This is a genomic window from Methyloversatilis sp. NSM2, assembly GCF_038066675.1.
Taxonomy (GTDB): Bacteria; Pseudomonadota; Gammaproteobacteria; order Burkholderiales; family Rhodocyclaceae; genus Methyloversatilis; species Methyloversatilis discipulorum_A.
Genome location: NZ_JBBUKV010000004.1, coordinates 328,499 through 344,089 on the forward strand (window position 1 = coordinate 328,499; position 15,591 = coordinate 344,089).

A 15,591-nucleotide genomic window follows, 5' to 3' on the forward strand; every position below is an offset into this window, starting at 1 on the left:
ACGCCTTTCCAGCCGCGCCCTCGCGGCCAACCCGATCTGGAATCCCGGATGCACTCCGAACCTGTTGACCTGTCGGCATGGCGGGTCCGTGCGCTCGATTTCGAGCGCCAGCTCAACGCGGTGCTGGTCGGCATGCCGCGCACCGTGCGACTGATGACCATCGCCGTGTTCGCCCGCGGCCACGTGCTGCTCGAAGGCGATGTCGGCGTCGGCAAGACCACGCTGCTGAAGGCGGTGGCACGCGGCATCGGCGGTGCCTACCAGCGCATCGAAGGCACCGTGGACCTGATGCCGGGCGACCTCGTCTATCACACCTATGTCGGCGACGACGGCCGGCCGCGCGTCGAACCCGGCCCGCTGATCGCGCAGGGCAGCGAACTGGCGGTGTTCTTCTTCAACGAGATCAACCGCGCGCGGCCACAGGTGCATGCGCTGCTGCTGCGCCTGATGGCCGAACGCACGGTCAGCGCGTTCAACCGCGAGTACACGCTGCCGTGGATGCAGGTGTTCGCCGACCGCAACCGGGTCGAACGCGAGGAAACCTTCGAACTGCCCTCCGCCGCGCGCGACCGCTTCCTGCTCGAAGTGTCGGTTGAGGCGCCGGACGCGCGCGACCAGCTGCGCGGCCTGATGTTCGACACCCGCTTCCACGACGCCGACGCGCTGATCTCCAGCGTCGAGCCCGGCATGCTGGACCACACGCGCCTGAACGACGTCGCGCAGTCCATCCAGGACACCGTGCAGTCCAGCCCGGCACTCGACGACTACGGCGTCGACCTCTGGCTGGCGACGCGCCAGCCCGCGCTTTACGGCGTGCAGCTGTCCGACGTCGACATCGACCAGTTCATCCTGTCCGGCGCCAGCCCGCGCGGTGTGGCCATGCTGGCGCGCGCCGCCCGCGTGCAGGCCTGGCTCGAAGGCCGCGACCGCCTGGTGCCGGAAGACCTGCACGCGGTGTTCTTCGAGGCGATCGCGCACCGCCTGTGCCTGAACCCGGTGTACGAGACGCAGCGCCCGCTCTACGCCCGTCCCTTCGTCGCCGAGGTGCTGCGCCAGGTCGCCTCGCCATGACAGCGTCCGCGCTCGCCTACGCGCTGCGCTGGCGCAGTCGCGCGGTCACGCCGGGCGCGCACCGCGGCACGCTGTCCGGCCCGGGGCACGACTTCGAACGCAGCGTGCCGCTGACCGGCAACCGCGACGCGCGCCGGCTCGACCTGCGGGCGACGCTGCGCGATCCGTCGGAGCGCGTGTGGGTGCGGCTGTTCCGGCAACAGGCCGTGGTGCCGGTGGTGGTGCTGGTCGACGTGTCGCGCTCGATGGACTACCACGGCGCGACGCACCGGCATGCGCTGGCCGCCGAACTCGCGGAGGCGATCGCGCACGCCGCGTGGCGCATCGGCGATCCGTTCGCACTGATCGCCTGCGACCACCGCATACGTGCGGAACTGACACTGCCGCCCTGCCGCAGCGCGGCCGGTGCGCGCGCCGCGCTCGCCCGGCTGCGCGCCCACGCGCCGGATGGCGAAGACAACAGCGCACTGCTCAAAGCCGCCCCGCTGCTGCCGCGCCGGCGTTCGCTGGTGTTCCTGCTCACCGACGGCCATATGCCGGACGAGCGCCTGAACCGCGTGCTCGGCAGTCTCGCCCGGCACGACGTGGTCACCGTGCTACTCGGCGACAGCCGGGAGCAGCACGCCTCTTCGCGCTGGGGCATCGCCCGCCTGCGCGACCTGGAAAGCGGCGCCGAGCGCCTGCTGCTGCAGCGCCCGGCTCTCGCCCGCGCCTTCGACGAGGCACGGACGGCCCGCCGCGAACGGCTGCGCCACATCGCGCTGCGCCATGGACGCCCGCCGCTGTTCATCGACGATCGCATCGATCCGGTGCAGTTCAACCGCTACTTCCTGCAGACATGAAACGGTCCTCCGTCCCTGCACTTCTTTCCTTGCTGCTCAGCCTGTTCACCGTGCCGGCGATGGCGACGGTCACGCTGAAGCAGATCGAGTGGCCGCGCAACTTCGGCTACCGCATCGGCGACACCGTGCCGGTGCGACTGACACTCGAAGTGGCACCCGGCTGGACGCCCGACCGCGACGGCCTGCCGGAGCCGGGCCAGGGCGACCGCCAGTTCGAACTGCGCAGCCTCGCCGTCGCCGACGCGCCCGGGCGCTGTGCCGACTGCCGCCTCTACACGCTGGAGTGGCAGCTGATGAAAAGCGTGCGCGCGCCGCAGACGCTGCGCCTGTCGCCCACCGTGCTGCGCTTTCGCAAGGACAACGCGGTGGCCGAGATCAAGGTGCCGGCCTTCGATCTGAGCACGGCGCCGCTGCTGCACTGGGCGTCGAAGAAGGACATCGTCAGCAGCGTGCATCCGGGCTACCGCGCCACCGGCTTCGACAGCAGCGCGCCGCTCGCGCGTGCGCTGGGCTGGGCCGGCGCCGCGGCGGCACTGCTGCTGGCTGCACTGTGGGTGGCCGGCCGGCTGGGCGCGCAGCGCGCACGTCCGTTCGCCCGCGCCTGGCGCAGCGTGCGCGCGCTGCGCGGCCGCGACGACGCGGAAGCGCTCGAACTGGCCTTCCGCGCGCTGCACCACGCGTGCAATGAAAGCGCCGGGCAGACCCTCTTCGCCTCCACGCTGCCGGACTTCATCGCCGCCCACCCGACCTTTGCAGATCAGGCGCCGGCACTGGAAGCAGCCTTCGCCGCCTCGCGAGCCTGCTTCTACGGCCTGCCGCCCGACCCGCGCTACACGCAGCCCGACGCGCTGCTGCCGCTGCTGGCGGCACTGCGCGACCGCGAACGGCTCGGCGCGCGGCGGTGTCCGGTCACCCCGTCCGCCGTCGTCGAAGCGGCGTGAGCGCGACATGATGTCCTTCGATCATCCGCACTGGCTGTGGGCTGCACTGCTCGCGCTGCTGCCGCTGCTGTGGCACGGCCAGCGCACGCTGCCGCACGGCTGGCTGCCCGGCGTGCCGGCCGATCCGGCATCGCGCGCGCTGGCCGTCGCGCTGCGCCTGCTCGGTGCGCTGGCGGTGCTCAGCAGCGTCGTCGCGCTGGCCGGTCCGCACCGCCAGGGCGAGGACGTCGAACGGATCGGCACCGGCGCCCACGTCGTCATCACGCTGGACCGCAGCGCCAGCATGAGCGACGGCTTCGCCGGCCGTGACGCGCAGCAGGGCGACGAAGCCAAGGGCCGCGCCGCCGCCCGCCTGCTCGAAGACTTCGTGCGCGAGCGCCCGCGCGACCTGTTCGGCGTCGTGTCCTTCAGCACGGCGCCGGTGCATGGCCTCGAACTGACCGCCGACCACGACGCGGTGCGCGCCGCGATACGCGCGTCGGCCGCGCCCGGCGTCGGGCTGACCAATATCGCCGCTGGCCTGACGATGTCGCTGGAACAGTTCCGCGACAAGCCGGTGACCGGCTCGCGCGTGGTGCTGCTGGTGTCGGACGGCGCCGCGCAGATCGACGTGCGCAAGCAGAACCAGATCCGCCGCCTGTTCGCCGAGAACCGCAGCGCGCTGTACTGGATCTTCCTGCGCACCGCCGGCGGCCGCGGTCCGTCCGACCCGCCGGACCCGGAAGCCGGCTTCGATCCGGCACCGGAGTACTTCCTGAACGAGTACTTCCGCGACCTCGGCGTGCCCTACCGGCTGTACGAAGCCGACACGCCGGACGCGCTCGCCCGCGCCATCGCCGACGTCGCCCGCCTGCAGAACCAGCCGCTGCGCTACCGCGAAACACCGCCGCGGCAGGACCTCGGCGGGCTGTTCATCGGCATCGCCTTCGCCTGCAGCCTGCTGCTGCTGGCCGCCCGCACTTTCGAGGTTCCCGCATGGTCACGCTGATGTCGCCGTCCGCACTCCTTCACCTGCTGCGCCGCCGCTCGGCCACACTGCTCTACCTGCTGGCCGCACTCGCCGCGGCCGCCAGCCTGCACGCACTGTGGCAGGGCTGGCGCGCGCACGACGCCAACCGGCAGATGCGCGACGGCGTGGCCGACGCCGGCGCACCACCGATGGTGCTGTTCGCCCGCGCCGTAACGCTGGACCGCAAGCGCGATAACGACGCGGCGCTGGCCGCCTACAGCGAAGCCGAAGCGCAGGCCGAACTGCGTGGCGACCCGGTGCTGGCACGGGCCGCCCGGGTCAATGCCGCCAACATCTACCTGCGGCGGGCGATCGAGGTCGCCACCGGCGAGGGTGCGGCGGCGCGCGCCATCACCCTGGTCGAACTGGCCAAGACCGGCTACCGCCGCGCACTGCGCGAACAGCCTGAGGACTGGGGCACGCGCTACAACTTCGAACTGGCCCAGGTGCTGGTGCCCGACTACGAAGTGCGCAACTGGCGCAAGGACGGCAAGGAAACCAAGGTCGATGACGACGCGCTGCCCGACAAGGCGGCGTGGACCGAGATGGTCGGCGCACCGCGGGGCATGCATTGAAGTTCGCCGACACCCTGCGCGGCCGTGGCGCGCGCTTCTGGCTGCTCGTCGCGGCCAGCGCCTGTCTTGGCGTGGCGCTGGTCGATCCGGCCGTGCCGATCGAACGGCGCGTCGGCACCTACATGATGGTGTTCGACATCACGCAAAGCATGAACACCCGCGACGTCGGCCCGGCCGACGCCCGCATCGGCCGGCTCGACCACGCGAAACAGCTGGCCATCGCGGCACTCGACCGTCTGCCCTGCGGCACGCAGGTGGGCGTGTCCATCTTCGTCGAGCGGCGCACGCAGCCGCTGCTGATGCCGGTCGACGTCTGCATCGACCGCGCCGCACTGAGCGACGCCATCGGCCACATCGACTGGCGCATGGCGTGGGCGGCCGACAGCCATCTGTACTACGGCACCTACTCCGCACTCGACGACATCCGCCGGATGACGCCGGGCGCCGCCCTCGCCTTCTTCACCGACGGCCACCAGGCGCCGGCCCTGCACCCCGGCCGCATACCGGCCTGGGACGGCGAGGCAGGCGAGGTACCGGGTTTGCTGTTCGGGGTCGGCGGCGAACAGCCGGAGCCGGTACCCAAGCTCGGCGAGAAGGGCCGCATCGACGGCTACTGGACCGCCGAGGACACCGCCGGCTTCGCCAGCGCCGGCGCGCCGACGCTGTCGGTGCTCGACATGGAGAAGCTGGGCGGCGACATCCGCAACGCGCCGCAGCGCGCGCCCGGCTCCGACAACGACCACCTGTCGCTGCGCCGCGACGACGTGCTCGAAGACCTGGCCCAGCGCACCGGTCTCGGCGTCGCGGTCGCACGCTCGCCGGAGCAGATCGCCGCCCAGCTTCGTGCACTGCCGGGCGGCCGCGTCGCCGACACCCGGTTCGCGCTGCGCCCGCTGTTCGCGCTGGCCGGCCTCGCGGCACTGCTCGCCAGCCTCGCACCGGCGCCGTCGGCCGTCCGCCGCCGCGCCCAACGATTGTTCACCTTCAGGAGTGCCTGATCCATGAAAGCCCCGCTGTCCGTTCTCACCTTCGCACTGTTCGCACCGCTCGCCGTGGCGCACGGACCGACGCCGCAGAAGATCGACGAGTCGGTCGTCATCGCCGCGCCGCCGGCCGCCGTATGGGCGGTGGTCGGCGACTTCGCCGGCATCGCGAAGTGGAATCCGGCGATCAAGGCCTCGTCGGCCGACCGCGGCAACGAAGCCGGTTCGACCCGCACGCTGACGCTGCCGACCGGCACCGTGACCGAACAGCTCGACGACTACGACGCGGCCGCGATGAGCATGAACTACCGCTCCGGCAACGCCGACCCGGCCGTGCTGCCGGTCAGTTCCTACTCCGGCCGGCTCACCGTCAAGGCCGAAGGCAGCGGCAGCAAGCTGGTGTGGCAGGCGCGCGGCTACCGCGCCGACACCGGCAACGATCCGGCCGCCGGCATGGACGACGAGAGCGCGGTGAAGGCACTGCGCGCGCTGATGCGCCCCGGCCTCGACGCGGTGCGCACGCAGATCGAAGCATCCGCCAAACCCTGATGAACGCGCTGCCGACACTGCGGGCGGCGACCTCGCCGGCGCGCTGGCTGCTGGCGGTGTCGCTGTTCGTCGGCGCGCTGCCGCCGGCGTCGGCCGATGCGGCCTGGCCGAAAGTGCGCAGCGCGCTGTTCGGCGAACGCCGCTTGCACACCGACAGCGCCGTGCTGGCGCTCGAAGCGCCGGACCGCGCCGAAGACGCTTCGATGGTGCCGGTTGCGCTGCACGTGGGCCCGGCGGGCGGCGCACTGCGCACGCTGTGGCTGCTGGTCGACGAGAACCCGTCGCCGCTCGCCGCGCGCTTCACGCTGCACGACGCGGTGGTGGGCAGCATCGAGACGCGGCTGCGCGTCGAGCGCTACACCATGGTGCGCGCGATCGGCGAAACCGACGACGGCCGGCTCTACATGGCCGAGCACTTCGTGCGCGCCGCCGGCGGCTGTTCGGCGCCGATGGGTCCGGCAGACGACGGCGAGGCGGCGATCGGCCGCATGTCGATGCGCCGCTTCGACACGGCAGGCGGGCGCAGCGAGGTCGAACTGCGCATCCGCCACCCGAACCACTCCGGACTCGAAGTCGATCTGGACACGCGCGGCTACGTCGCCGCCGATTACGTGCGCGCACTGCGCCTGCTGCAGGACGGACGCCCGCTGCTCGACGCAGAGCTCGACATTTCGATCAGCCGCAATCCCTATCTGCGCTTTGGCATCGCCGCCGATGCGCGCCACCTCGACGTGCAGGTCGACGACAGCCGCGAACGCCACTTCAACGCACGCTTTCCGCCGGACACCGCCACGCCGTGAAGCGCCGGCTGCTGATCGCCGCCGCCTGTATCGGCGCCTCGACCGCGACTGGCGCCGCGCCATCAGCCGAAGCCATGATGAAGATGTCGCGCGCCGTGCTGAAGGTGTCGGCACTGGGCGACGACGACAATCTGTCGGTCGGCTCGGCCGTCGTGATCGGGCCGGACAGCGCACTGACCAACTGCCACGTCACGCGCCACGCCCGCATCATCGTGCTGTCGCGCGGGCTGGCGCGACACGCGGTGGTCGGCCAGCGCGCCGACGTGTCGCGCGATCTCTGCCTGCTGCGCACCGCCGAGCCGCTGCCCTACCCGGCGGTCGAGCTGCGCCCGACTCACACCCTGGCGCTGGGCGAACGCGTGCTCGCCCACGGTTACTCGGGCGGCATGGAAGCGCATTTTGCGCGCGGCCTCATCGTCGATCTGCATTCAGCAGGTGGCAGCCACGTCATCCAGACCTCGGCCGGCTTCCTGCAGGGTGCGAGCGGCGGCGGACTGTTCGACGAGGAAGGCCGGCTGATCGGCATCACCACCTTCCTGACCAGCGCCGGCCGCACCGAGTACTTCGCGATGCCTGCCGACTGGACCGACCGCCTGCGCGAACGCGCCGAAGAGGCGCCGAAGCCACTGCCCGGTTCTGCGCTGTGGGCGCAGTTGCCAGCACATCAGCCCTGGTTCATGCGCCTGCTCGAACCGCTGTCGCGCAAGGACTGGCCGACAGTGGCGCAGATGGCCGACGAGTGGATGGAGGCGGAGCCGCACGCGCCGGCCGCCGCGCTGATGTGCGCCCGCGCGGCGCGCGCACTGGCGCGGCCGGCGCGCATGTCGCAGTGCCTGCAGCAGGCGCTCGACGGCGCGCGCGACAGCGAGATCGAACTGACGCGCATCGCCGCCTGGGCGCGCAGCGAGGGGCTGGACGAGGCCGTCGCCGCCAGCACGACGGCGCTGGCACGGCTGCGTCCGCTGCCGCGCGGCGACTGAAGCCGCCGGCCGGCGCGCTGACTCGCCGGGGCAGGCTCAGCCCGCCGGCACGCCGGTCCGGTTGACCTGGCTGTAGAAGATCTTCTGGTTGTGCAGGCTGCCGAGCAGCTCGTTCAGTTCGTGGATCAGCGCATCGTTGCCGGCGCTCGCGGCCACGTCGCCGCTGGCGACAGCGACCTGCGCCAGACAGCCGATCTTGTCGCGCAGCGCGTCTTCGATCAGGTCGATGTGGCGGATCGTGAGCTGGAAGGTTTTCTGGTGCTTGGACATGAGGGTTCTCCCTGTGCCGCCGCCTCGTGAGCAGCGGGTGTTTACGAGAACCGACAGCGTAATCCTTTCGTGCGCCGCAACAAGCCCCCGCAGCGAAAGAGGGTCAGGGGCAGTCGGGACATCCTCACCGGAATCCGGGGCAGACACCGCCTGCAGCGACGTCCGCAGTCGCGGATAGTGCTTTCCTTTTCCGTCACGTCCGCACATCGAAGCCATGCATCGCAGCCGCCTGCTCGCCACCGCCTTTGCCACCGCTCTTGCCACACTCGTCGCCCTGCCGGCCGTCGCCGCCACCGACACCGTTGTCACGGTCAATGGCCGGCCGGTACCGCGCGCCCAGCTCGATTTCATCATCAAGGAGCAGATCCGCCAGGGCCGTCCGGCATCGCCCGATCTGTCGCGCCAGGCGCGCGAGGAACTGATCGGGCGCGAAGTGCTGGCGCAGGAGGCGGAACGCAAGCTCGGCCGCAGCGAAGCGCTGAAGACGCGCATCGAATTCATGCGCCAGCAGGCGCTGCTGAACGCGCTGCGCGAGGACTTCTTCCTGAACACGCAGCCGGCCGACGCCGAGGTGCGCAAGGTCTACGACACGTTGTCGAGTCGAGCCGGCGAGCGCGAATACCGGGTGCGCCACATCCTGGTCGCCGACGAAGCACAGGCGAAATCGCTGCAGGACCAGCTGGGCAAGGGCGCCCGCTTCGAGGATCTGGCGAAGGCCCACTCGAAGGACAGCGACAGCGCGCCGGCCGGCGGCCTGCTCGAATGGACGCCGGAGGGGCAGTTCTCGCCCGAATTCGCTGCCGCGCTGCCGCAGATGACGCGCGGCAAGGTGGGCGACGCCCCGGTGCGCAGCGGCGCCGGCTGGCACCTGATCCGGCTGGAGGACGTGCGTCCGGCGCAGCCGCCGCGTTTCGAGGACGTGAAGCCGCGCATCGTTGAGTCGCTGATCGAGCAGAAATGGCGCAGCTACGTGAAGGAACTGCAGGCGCGCGCGGTGGTGAAGTGAGGGCAGCCTGGTCACTGCTGGCGCTGTGCTCGGCCACGGCTGCAGCCAGCGACGTCGATCATGCAGCGCACGCCGCGCTCGAATGGGTGGCCGAGCCCGAAGCTCAGTGCGTGCAGCTGGGCGGCACGATGACCGGGCTGCGCAATCGCGACCGCAGCCGCACGCTGCGGGTGTGGGTCGAGCGCTGGTACCTCGACGTACTGACCGCCGACCGCAGCCGCCACGACCTGCCTCCGGACGGCAGCGTCCGCCAGCTCGGCTGTTCCGAAACCCGTTCCGGCGCCCAGCGCTGGACAGTGGTCGACGCCCGCTTCCTGCCGACCGGCGAAGCGCAATGAATCGATGAAACAGTTACTTGCACTCATTCTTCTGGCCGCCGCGACGACCGGCGCACAGGCGGGAGAGCCGCCCGAACGCGCTTATGTGCGCGCCGGCACCGACCGGCTGATCCGCGCCTGTACGCAGGACGGCCACACGCTGAGCCTGCTCGCCAGACCGGGCGTCGAGGTGGCACGGGGCGAAGCCGCCCCGGCCGGACTGCCGGTCGACGCCTTCATGCAGGGTATTACCGAACAGGTGACGCAGCTGACCCGCGCGGTGCCGCACGCCGACTTCCTGCGCCCCGACAGCGCGGGCGCCCGCGCGCTGAGCGACGCGGTCGAGACCTGGATGGACGCCTTCAACCGCAGCCACGGCACGCGGCTGGCCTGGGCAATCAGCGACTTTGGCGTCAGCGACGCGCCGCAGGCCGCATGCCGGGCGCCGGCGGACTGAAGGCCTGCCGATTCAAGTTGTCGTCCCCCACCGTCGATATGACTGGTCTGTACGCCGTGCGCCGCAGCATCCCGCGCGGTACGGCGGCAGCCACACGCCATGGTGGAGCGAGGAGACAACTAGATGACCCAACGCATACTCTATTTCCTGGTGCCGGGCAGCAATATCAGCCCCTTCGACGTGACCATCGCCGCCGATGCGGGCTTCGATCAGGTGATACCGCTCACCGGCATCCGCCCGGAGAACGTGACCGCGCTGGTACAGGACGCCATCTTCTGTCGCCCGCCCAATCGCTTCAACGACACCGGCATCTTCATCGGTGGCCGTGACGTACATATGGCGACCGACATGTTCCAGTCCGCCAAGAGCGCCATGGTCGGCGACTTCCAGGTCGGCGTGTTCGCCGACCCGAACGGCGCCTACACCACCTCGGCCGCCGTGGTCGCGCTGGTCGAGAAGGCGGTCAATGCGAGCACCGGCTCCGGTCTGGCCGGGCGCACGGTATCGGTGTTCGGCACCGGCCCGGTCGGCCTGTGCACCGCCATCCTTGCCGCACGACAGGGCGCGAAGGCGCGGCTGTGCCAGCTCACGGCCGACGACGACTCCAAGGCGGCGCTGCGCTTCTGCGAGCGCTACAACGCCAAGGTCGAATGGGTGTCCGCTGAAACCCACCGCGACAAGGTTAATGTGATCGCCGACAGCGAAATCGCCGTCAGCGCCGCCAAGGCCGGCATCCGCATCCTCGATGCCGAAGTGCTGGAGGCCGGCGGCAAGCTGATCGCCTGTGCCGACACCAACGCCGTGCCGCCGTCCGGCATCGAAGGCATAGGCGTGAACGATCGTGCGATTCCGGTCGAAGTCGGTCCGGCCCGCTTCCTCAGCATCGGCCCGCTGGCCATCGGCAGCCTGAAATACAAGACGCAGTTCGGTCTCTACCGCTCTATTCAGACCGGCTCGTCGCCAGCGCTGATCGATTTTCCCGAGGCGTATGCGTATGCGCTGCAGGAGCTGGCGCAGAGCAAGTCCGCGTGAGCGGGACCGAGCGCTTGTCATGGCGCGCATGACAAGCGCACCATAGGCGGCCGGCGGGTCGGCGCCCTGAGGCGCCGCATGCTGCGGATGGAGGTGCGGACGGCGTGGACAGCAATCCGGGGCTGAACATTACGGGCACGGAAACCGTCATCGGTCAGGGTACCGGTGCCGACGGTGCGGTTTTCCGCACCCTGCTCGACCGCATGACCGACGGCGTGTTCATCGCCCGCGACTACCGCTTCATCTTTGCCAACGCCGCGCTGCCGCGCATGCTCGGTTACGAGCACGACGACTTCGTCGGACTTGGTTTCGACGCGGTGGTGGCGCCGGACTTCCTCGAACTGTGGGTGCAGCGCTTCCGGCAACGGACCGGCGAGGGCGAGGAACCGCCCGGGCGCTACGAACTGCGCTTCCGCATGAAGGGCGGCCGGCGCGAACTGCCGATCGAACTGAACGCGAGCCGCGTCGTGTTCGACGGCCAGCGCTGCGTGCTCGGCATCGTGCGCGACATGTCGGGCCGCAAGCTCGCCGAACACGCATTGCGCGAGAGCGAACAGCGCTTCCGCGGCACCTTCGACCAGGCCGCCGTCGGCATTGCACTGATGGACCTCGAAGGCCGCTTCCTGCGCGTCAACCCGAAGCTGTGCGACATCCTCGGCTTTCGCGCCAGCGAACTGCGCACGCTGACGATGGAGGCCATCACCCATCCGGAAGACATCTCGCTGGACATTCACCCGCTGCGCTGCGTGCGCAGTGGCGAACAGACCACCTACTCGATCGAGAAGCGCCTGCTGCACAAGAGCGGTACCGCCACCTGGGCGCGCCTGACGATCTCTCTGCTGCTCGATGAGATGGGCGCCCCCTCGCACTTCATCGCGGTGATCGAGGACGTCCACGACCGCCATCTGGCGCAGACCGCGCTGGCCGACAGCGAACTGCGCCACCGCCTGCTGATGCACAACCTGCACGCGGCCGTGCTGGTCTGCGCGCCCGACGCCCGCATCCTGTACGGCAATCCGGAAGCCTGCCGCATCCTGCGCATGGATTCGGCGCTGCTCGCCGGCCGGACGATCGCCCAGCTTGGCTGCCGCTTCATCGACCAGAGCGGCGAGGCGCTGGCACCGGAACGCGATCTGCTGCGCCGCGTGCTCGTGTCCGGCCAGGAAATGAACGACGTCGTGGTCGGCGTCCGTCACGACGACACGGATACGCTGTGGGTGCTGGTCCACGCCTACCCCGAGTTCGACACCCAGCATCGTCTGAGACACATCGTCGTCATGTTCGTCGACATCACCGACCGCAGCCGGCTCGAAGCCGAGCGCGATGCCGACCGTCAGCTCAAGACCGCAGCGCTGAACGCCATCACCGCCCACGTCGCCGTGCTCGACAAACGCGGCGTCATCGTCGAGACGAATTCCAGCTGGCGCGCCTTTGCCGAGCGCGGCGGCTACACCGGCAACATGACCTTCATCGGCGTGAACTATCTCGACGCCCTCGCCCGCTGCGACCGCGACGAGGCCCCCCATGCAGAGGCCGCGTGCGAAGGCATCCTGTCGGTCATGCTCGGCCGGTCGGCGCTGTTCCAGATGGAGTACGCGTGCCACGCGCCGCACGAGCGGCAGTGGTTCAGCCTGAAGGTGACGCCGATGGACGCGGCGCGCGAACGCGTGCTGCTCAGCCACGAGAACATCACGCGCATCAAGCTGGCCGAAGAGGCGGTACGCATCCTGGCCAACACCGACGCGCTGACCGGCCTCGCCAACCGCCGCCATTTCTTCGAAGTCGCCGAGGAGGAGTTCGTGCGCGCCCGCCGCTACGGAACGCCGCTCACCGTGCTGATGGCCGACCTCGACCACTTCAAGCGCATCAACGACCATTTCGGCCACGCCGGCGGCGACGCCGTGCTGTGCAGTTTCGCCATCATCCTGTCCAGCCTGCTGCGCGATTCGGACAGCGCAGGTCGTCTCGGCGGCGAGGAATTCGCCGTATTGCTTCCGCACACCGCACTGGACGGCGCGCGCGCCTTCGCCGAGCGCCTGATGGAGCGGGTTGCCGAAAACCCGCCCGAATTCGACGGCCAGCCGGCGCACTACACGCTGAGCATAGGCATCGGCGAACTGATGCCCGACTGCCTCGATTTCTCGGCCCTGCTGCGCAAGGCCGACGAAGCGCTCTATCGCGCCAAGAGCGGCGGCCGCAACCGGGTCGAGTACGCCCCCGGGCCGTGCAACGACGCGACCTAGGCGCGTACGACCGGCCCCGCAGCCCGATCAAGAGGATGTGACCCGCACGCGGCCCGCAGGGCACCCGCTTTGCTAGCAAGTGCCGGCGGGCGCCGCCGAGGCTCCTCGCACACATCCCATCTACTGACCGGAGATTCCCGACATGAAGGCCGATTCGTCAAACTCATCCCCGCGCAAATCGCAGGAGGCGCTGACCCTTCTTCGCGCCGACCACAAGCACGTCAGCGAACTGTTCGAGCAGTACGAGGCCGCCCGCACAAGCGCTCAGAAGAAGAAACTCGTGCATGAAATCTGTACGGAGCTCGACGTGCACGCCCAGATTGAAGAAGAAATCTTCTATCCGGCTGTAAAAGCTGCACTGAAGGACAAGGAACTGGTACCCGAGGCGACCGTCGAGCACGCGTCATTGAAAGACCTGATCGCGCAGATCAAGGACGTCGAACCGGACGGCGAGATGTACGACGCAAAGGTGAAAGTGCTCTCCGAGTACGTGAAGCATCACGTGAAAGAAGAACAGAACGAAATGTTCCCGAAGGTGAAGGACACCGATCTCGACCTTTCGGAACTGGGCGAGCAGATGAAACAGCGCAAGGAAGAACTGCTTTCGGCCGTCGCGCAGTGAGTGACGCGCCCCGGGACTACGCCTGCAAGACAGACCGCAGATCGGCGTCCAGAAAACCCGGGGCGATTCACCAGAACGCAGTCTGGTTCTCGTTTTGCGACACGCGATTAGCCTTGATGTCGGCTAACCGATTCCTTGAAGTCCTCGCAATATCGCCTTCTAGTCTCTTCAGGAATATGTGCCTGCGCGGATCATTGTAGTGGTTCCAACGTCATAGACGAGAGCCACTAGATTCCATGCCGCGGCAATCGCACTCCAGACCTCGACTGACGATGTCGCCGCAATGGCTGTCTTCACGCGGTCCGTGCCTGAGCACTCCAGCCCGAGACGCTGCTTGCGAGCGGTGAAGTAGACAAAGACGAAGAAGGCGATGGCAAGCGGTAAGAAGTACATTGCGGCAGGGAATAGCGTGCGAGCTAAGAGAGGCAAGGCGAGAAACGGGAACAGAAACACCAACGAACGTAGCTTGTCAGCACCATAGAACTGAGTGATAACCGCCGACTCTCTCTTGAGTTCGCCCGAGGTCTTGATCATCACATAAACCATCGTCACTAAGAGCACAATTCCCATTGCCACGACTCTCCTTGCTTTGTTCTAGTTGATAGGATTTCTATGCCACCACTCCCAACGACGCGCGGCAAGTGAGGATTGCTACACACCAACTTGGCGCGCCTTGGCAACGTCTTCGGCCACAGCATAGTCCGTTTGCATTTCTCTCGGTAACTCCCTGGTGTGCTTCCAACAGAGCCATGCGCACCGCCCGCAATCTGATCATGGTTGATGTCGACTCCATCAAGCCGGACAAGCCCGACGATCCGGCCGTAGCGGTCCTTCGTGTGGTACTCGACCACCACCTGCTGTGAGAACACGCGGGAGGCTAGATGCCGCATCGGTGCGCGCCAGCGGCCTTGCGCCTTCTCGGGGGCATCAATGGCCTGCAGCCTCACCTCGTGCTAGCGCGGGTCTACGTCCAGAACCATTATGGTGTTGCCGTCAGCGACCGCGACAATTTGGCTGACCAGCTCCTCGATTTGAGCCGCAACGGAAGCGAAAGCGAAAGAGGTGCCCATCAGCAGACGCCGTTCCAATAGCACCATCCGGTTGGAATCCTCTACCCAGCAGCGGGCTAAGAGCTTCATCGAACTATGCAACTGTGCGGATTTCTAGTTGGCTATGTAGCTCATCTGTTTCAGGACCAACGCTAAAAGACTTCCGAATTTCGACTCCGTTTGGATTCTTGTACTTTAGCGTCAGTTTTGCCTCATGGTCTGTAAGAGGCTTCGGCAATGTCATTTGCGCTCGCCACTCGTCTCCCGCCTTAACGAAGGTCCTGCTCACAAGGTGAATGAGCCTCCCGTCGCCAAAGGTGACGACTGCGGTAAAGGAAGATGCTGCAGCGCCAGCATTGGTGAAGATCAATTCGTAGGTTGATTGGCCATCGCCTAGAAAGACGCCTCCGCCTGGCGTAATCATGAACTTTGGACTGGTATCTACCTCCCGCAGCTCGCGCTCATACTCAAGAGCCGCTCGCTCACTTTCGACCTGTTGGCGCGAAACCTCTACTAACGCTCGCTGTTGTTCCACGGAGTTCCTCAGCTCCTCGGCCTGAAGGCGCAACGCTTCCGTGCTCAGCCGCAGCTCCTCCCCTTGCTGCATATAGCCCAGGATCAACCAAAGGAACGCCAGCGGCGCAAACAGCCCTGAGAAGAAGTCACCCCATTCGTTCGGAGTCATCTTCAAGGCTGCTTCTTGGCGCACAAGCAGCAAGGCAATTGCACCCACAATCCAAACAGCAGTTGCCCAAAGCCCCAGCTTGGAACGCTTCTCTGTCATGTGCGGCTATTGATGAATATCTACGGGGGTTGATGTTGGCATCCGAAGGGAAGTAGATGCA

Annotated in this window: 20 protein-coding genes; 15 read left to right on the top strand and 5 right to left on the bottom strand. The window is 68.0% G+C overall.

What is annotated here, in order from left to right; all coding sequences use genetic code 11:
• Positions 1-48: 48 nt before the first annotated feature.
• From WJU27_RS09210 to WJU27_RS09250, 9 genes are read left to right on the top strand one after another with little or no spacing between them, the layout of a single operon-like run.
• Positions 49-1,071, top strand: coding sequence for an AAA family ATPase (locus tag WJU27_RS09210; protein ID WP_020164045.1), 1,023 nt, complete (start codon positions 49-51; stop codon positions 1,069-1,071).
• The gene (locus tag WJU27_RS09215) at positions 1,068-1,913 is read left to right on the top strand and encodes a DUF58 domain-containing protein (RefSeq protein WP_341421923.1); all 846 of its coding nucleotides are present in this window, start codon (positions 1,068-1,070) and stop codon (positions 1,911-1,913) included. The genes WJU27_RS09210 and WJU27_RS09215 overlap by 4 nt, the downstream gene beginning before the upstream one ends.
• Positions 1,914-1,942: 29 nt before the next feature.
• On the top strand, positions 1,943-2,854 hold the full coding sequence (locus WJU27_RS09220) for a hypothetical protein (RefSeq protein WP_341421924.1): 912 nt from the start codon (positions 1,943-1,945) through the stop codon (positions 2,852-2,854).
• Between the two features lie 7 nt (positions 2,855-2,861).
• Positions 2,862-3,842, top strand: a complete 981-nt coding sequence (locus WJU27_RS09225; protein ID WP_341421925.1) for a vWA domain-containing protein — start codon at positions 2,862-2,864, stop codon at positions 3,840-3,842.
• Entirely contained in the window at positions 3,830-4,438 is a 609-nt protein-coding gene (locus tag WJU27_RS09230; protein ID WP_341421926.1) for a hypothetical protein, read from the top strand. The genes WJU27_RS09225 and WJU27_RS09230 overlap by 13 nt, the downstream gene beginning before the upstream one ends.
• The gene (locus WJU27_RS09235) at positions 4,435-5,436 is read left to right on the top strand and encodes a hypothetical protein (protein WP_341421927.1); all 1,002 of its coding nucleotides are present in this window, start codon (positions 4,435-4,437) and stop codon (positions 5,434-5,436) included. The genes WJU27_RS09230 and WJU27_RS09235 overlap by 4 nt, the downstream gene beginning before the upstream one ends.
• A gap of 3 nt (positions 5,437-5,439) precedes the next feature.
• Positions 5,440-5,970 (top strand): SRPBCC family protein, encoded by a 531-nt coding sequence (locus WJU27_RS09240; RefSeq protein WP_020164039.1) that lies wholly within the window; start codon positions 5,440-5,442, stop codon positions 5,968-5,970.
• Entirely contained in the window at positions 5,970-6,770 is an 801-nt protein-coding gene (locus WJU27_RS09245) for a quinoprotein dehydrogenase-associated SoxYZ-like carrier (RefSeq protein ID WP_341421928.1), read from the top strand. The genes WJU27_RS09240 and WJU27_RS09245 overlap by 1 nt, the downstream gene beginning before the upstream one ends.
• On the top strand, positions 6,767-7,750 hold the full coding sequence (locus tag WJU27_RS09250; protein ID WP_341421929.1) for a S1 family peptidase: 984 nt from the start codon (positions 6,767-6,769) through the stop codon (positions 7,748-7,750). Before WJU27_RS09245 ends, WJU27_RS09250 begins: the two co-directional genes overlap by 4 nt.
• A 36-nt stretch (positions 7,751-7,786) precedes the next feature.
• On the opposite strand, the gene WJU27_RS09255 is transcribed toward WJU27_RS09250, so the two are convergent.
• On the bottom strand, positions 7,787-8,020 hold the full coding sequence (locus tag WJU27_RS09255) for a hypothetical protein (RefSeq protein ID WP_020164036.1): 234 nt from the start codon (positions 8,018-8,020) through the stop codon (positions 7,787-7,789).
• Between the two features lie 214 nt (positions 8,021-8,234).
• Here WJU27_RS09255 and WJU27_RS09260 point away from each other — a divergent pair, with 214 nt between their 5' ends.
• From WJU27_RS09260 to WJU27_RS09285, 6 genes are all read left to right on the top strand, one after another.
• Positions 8,235-9,026, top strand: a complete 792-nt coding sequence (locus WJU27_RS09260) for a peptidyl-prolyl cis-trans isomerase (RefSeq protein WP_341421930.1) — start codon at positions 8,235-8,237, stop codon at positions 9,024-9,026.
• Positions 9,023-9,364 carry a hypothetical protein gene (locus WJU27_RS09265; protein WP_020164034.1) on the top strand — a complete coding sequence of 114 codons (342 nt, stop codon included), beginning with the start codon at positions 9,023-9,025 and terminating at the stop codon, positions 9,362-9,364. Before WJU27_RS09260 ends, WJU27_RS09265 begins: the two co-directional genes overlap by 4 nt.
• A gap of 4 nt (positions 9,365-9,368) precedes the next feature.
• Complete coding sequence (locus tag WJU27_RS09270) at positions 9,369-9,800, top strand: hypothetical protein (protein WP_020164033.1); 432 nt, start codon at positions 9,369-9,371, stop codon at positions 9,798-9,800.
• A 123-nt stretch (positions 9,801-9,923) separates the two neighbouring features.
• On the top strand, positions 9,924-10,832 hold the full coding sequence (locus tag WJU27_RS09275) for an NAD(P)-dependent methylenetetrahydromethanopterin dehydrogenase (protein WP_020164032.1): 909 nt from the start codon (positions 9,924-9,926) through the stop codon (positions 10,830-10,832).
• A gap of 104 nt (positions 10,833-10,936) precedes the next feature.
• Positions 10,937-13,075: a PAS domain S-box protein gene (locus tag WJU27_RS09280; protein ID WP_341421931.1), complete on the top strand. Its 2,139-nt coding sequence runs from the start codon at positions 10,937-10,939 to the stop codon at positions 13,073-13,075.
• 142 nt (positions 13,076-13,217) lie between these two features.
• Complete coding sequence (locus WJU27_RS09285; RefSeq protein WP_020164030.1) at positions 13,218-13,697, top strand: hemerythrin domain-containing protein; 480 nt, start codon at positions 13,218-13,220, stop codon at positions 13,695-13,697.
• Between the two features lie 168 nt (positions 13,698-13,865).
• On the opposite strand, the gene WJU27_RS09290 is transcribed toward WJU27_RS09285, so the two are convergent.
• The 4 genes from WJU27_RS09290 to WJU27_RS09300 all read right to left on the bottom strand — a co-directional run bounded on the left by WJU27_RS09290 (position 13,866) and on the right by WJU27_RS09300 (position 15,530).
• Complete coding sequence (locus tag WJU27_RS09290; protein ID WP_341421932.1) at positions 13,866-14,267, bottom strand: hypothetical protein; 402 nt, start codon at positions 14,265-14,267, stop codon at positions 13,866-13,868.
• A complete protein-coding gene (locus WJU27_RS21020) occupies positions 14,249-14,587 on the bottom strand; it encodes a thermonuclease family protein (protein WP_445928431.1) in 339 nt (112 codons plus the stop codon). Before WJU27_RS21020 ends, WJU27_RS09290 begins: the two co-directional genes overlap by 19 nt.
• A 63-nt stretch (positions 14,588-14,650) precedes the next feature.
• Entirely contained in the window at positions 14,651-14,836 is a 186-nt protein-coding gene (locus WJU27_RS09295; RefSeq protein ID WP_341421933.1) for a hypothetical protein, read from the bottom strand.
• Between the two features lie 4 nt (positions 14,837-14,840).
• Positions 14,841-15,530, bottom strand: a complete 690-nt coding sequence (locus WJU27_RS09300; RefSeq protein WP_341421934.1) for a hypothetical protein — start codon at positions 15,528-15,530, stop codon at positions 14,841-14,843.
• Between the last annotated feature and the right edge of the window lie 61 nt (positions 15,531-15,591).

Excerpts from the sequence above, each read along its gene's own strand:
- WJU27_RS09210 (WP_020164045.1), top strand. The coding sequence starts at position 49 with ATGCACTCCGAACCTGTTGACCTGTCGGCATGGCGGGTCCGTGCGCTC.
- WJU27_RS09215 (WP_341421923.1), top strand. The coding sequence starts at position 1,068 with ATGACAGCGTCCGCGCTCGCCTACGCGCTGCGCTGGCGCAGTCGCGCG.
- WJU27_RS09225 (WP_341421925.1), top strand. The coding sequence starts at position 2,862 with ATGATGTCCTTCGATCATCCGCACTGGCTGTGGGCTGCACTGCTCGCG.
- WJU27_RS09230 (WP_341421926.1), top strand. The coding sequence starts at position 3,830 with ATGGTCACGCTGATGTCGCCGTCCGCACTCCTTCACCTGCTGCGCCGC.
- WJU27_RS09240 (WP_020164039.1), top strand. The coding sequence starts at position 5,440 with ATGAAAGCCCCGCTGTCCGTTCTCACCTTCGCACTGTTCGCACCGCTC.
- WJU27_RS09245 (WP_341421928.1), top strand. The coding sequence starts at position 5,970 with ATGAACGCGCTGCCGACACTGCGGGCGGCGACCTCGCCGGCGCGCTGG.
- WJU27_RS09255 (WP_020164036.1), bottom strand. The coding sequence starts at position 8,020 with ATGTCCAAGCACCAGAAAACCTTCCAGCTCACGATCCGCCACATCGAC.
- WJU27_RS09260 (WP_341421930.1), top strand. The coding sequence starts at position 8,235 with ATGCATCGCAGCCGCCTGCTCGCCACCGCCTTTGCCACCGCTCTTGCC.
- WJU27_RS09270 (WP_020164033.1), top strand. The coding sequence starts at position 9,369 with ATGAAACAGTTACTTGCACTCATTCTTCTGGCCGCCGCGACGACCGGC.
- WJU27_RS09275 (WP_020164032.1), top strand. The coding sequence starts at position 9,924 with ATGACCCAACGCATACTCTATTTCCTGGTGCCGGGCAGCAATATCAGC.
- WJU27_RS09285 (WP_020164030.1), top strand. The coding sequence starts at position 13,218 with ATGAAGGCCGATTCGTCAAACTCATCCCCGCGCAAATCGCAGGAGGCG.
- WJU27_RS09290 (WP_341421932.1), bottom strand. The coding sequence starts at position 14,267 with ATGGGAATTGTGCTCTTAGTGACGATGGTTTATGTGATGATCAAGACC.
- WJU27_RS21020 (WP_445928431.1), bottom strand. The coding sequence starts at position 14,587 with ATGCGGCATCTAGCCTCCCGCGTGTTCTCACAGCAGGTGGTGGTCGAG.
- WJU27_RS09295 (WP_341421933.1), bottom strand. The coding sequence starts at position 14,836 with ATGAAGCTCTTAGCCCGCTGCTGGGTAGAGGATTCCAACCGGATGGTG.
- WJU27_RS09300 (WP_341421934.1), bottom strand. The coding sequence starts at position 15,530 with ATGACAGAGAAGCGTTCCAAGCTGGGGCTTTGGGCAACTGCTGTTTGG.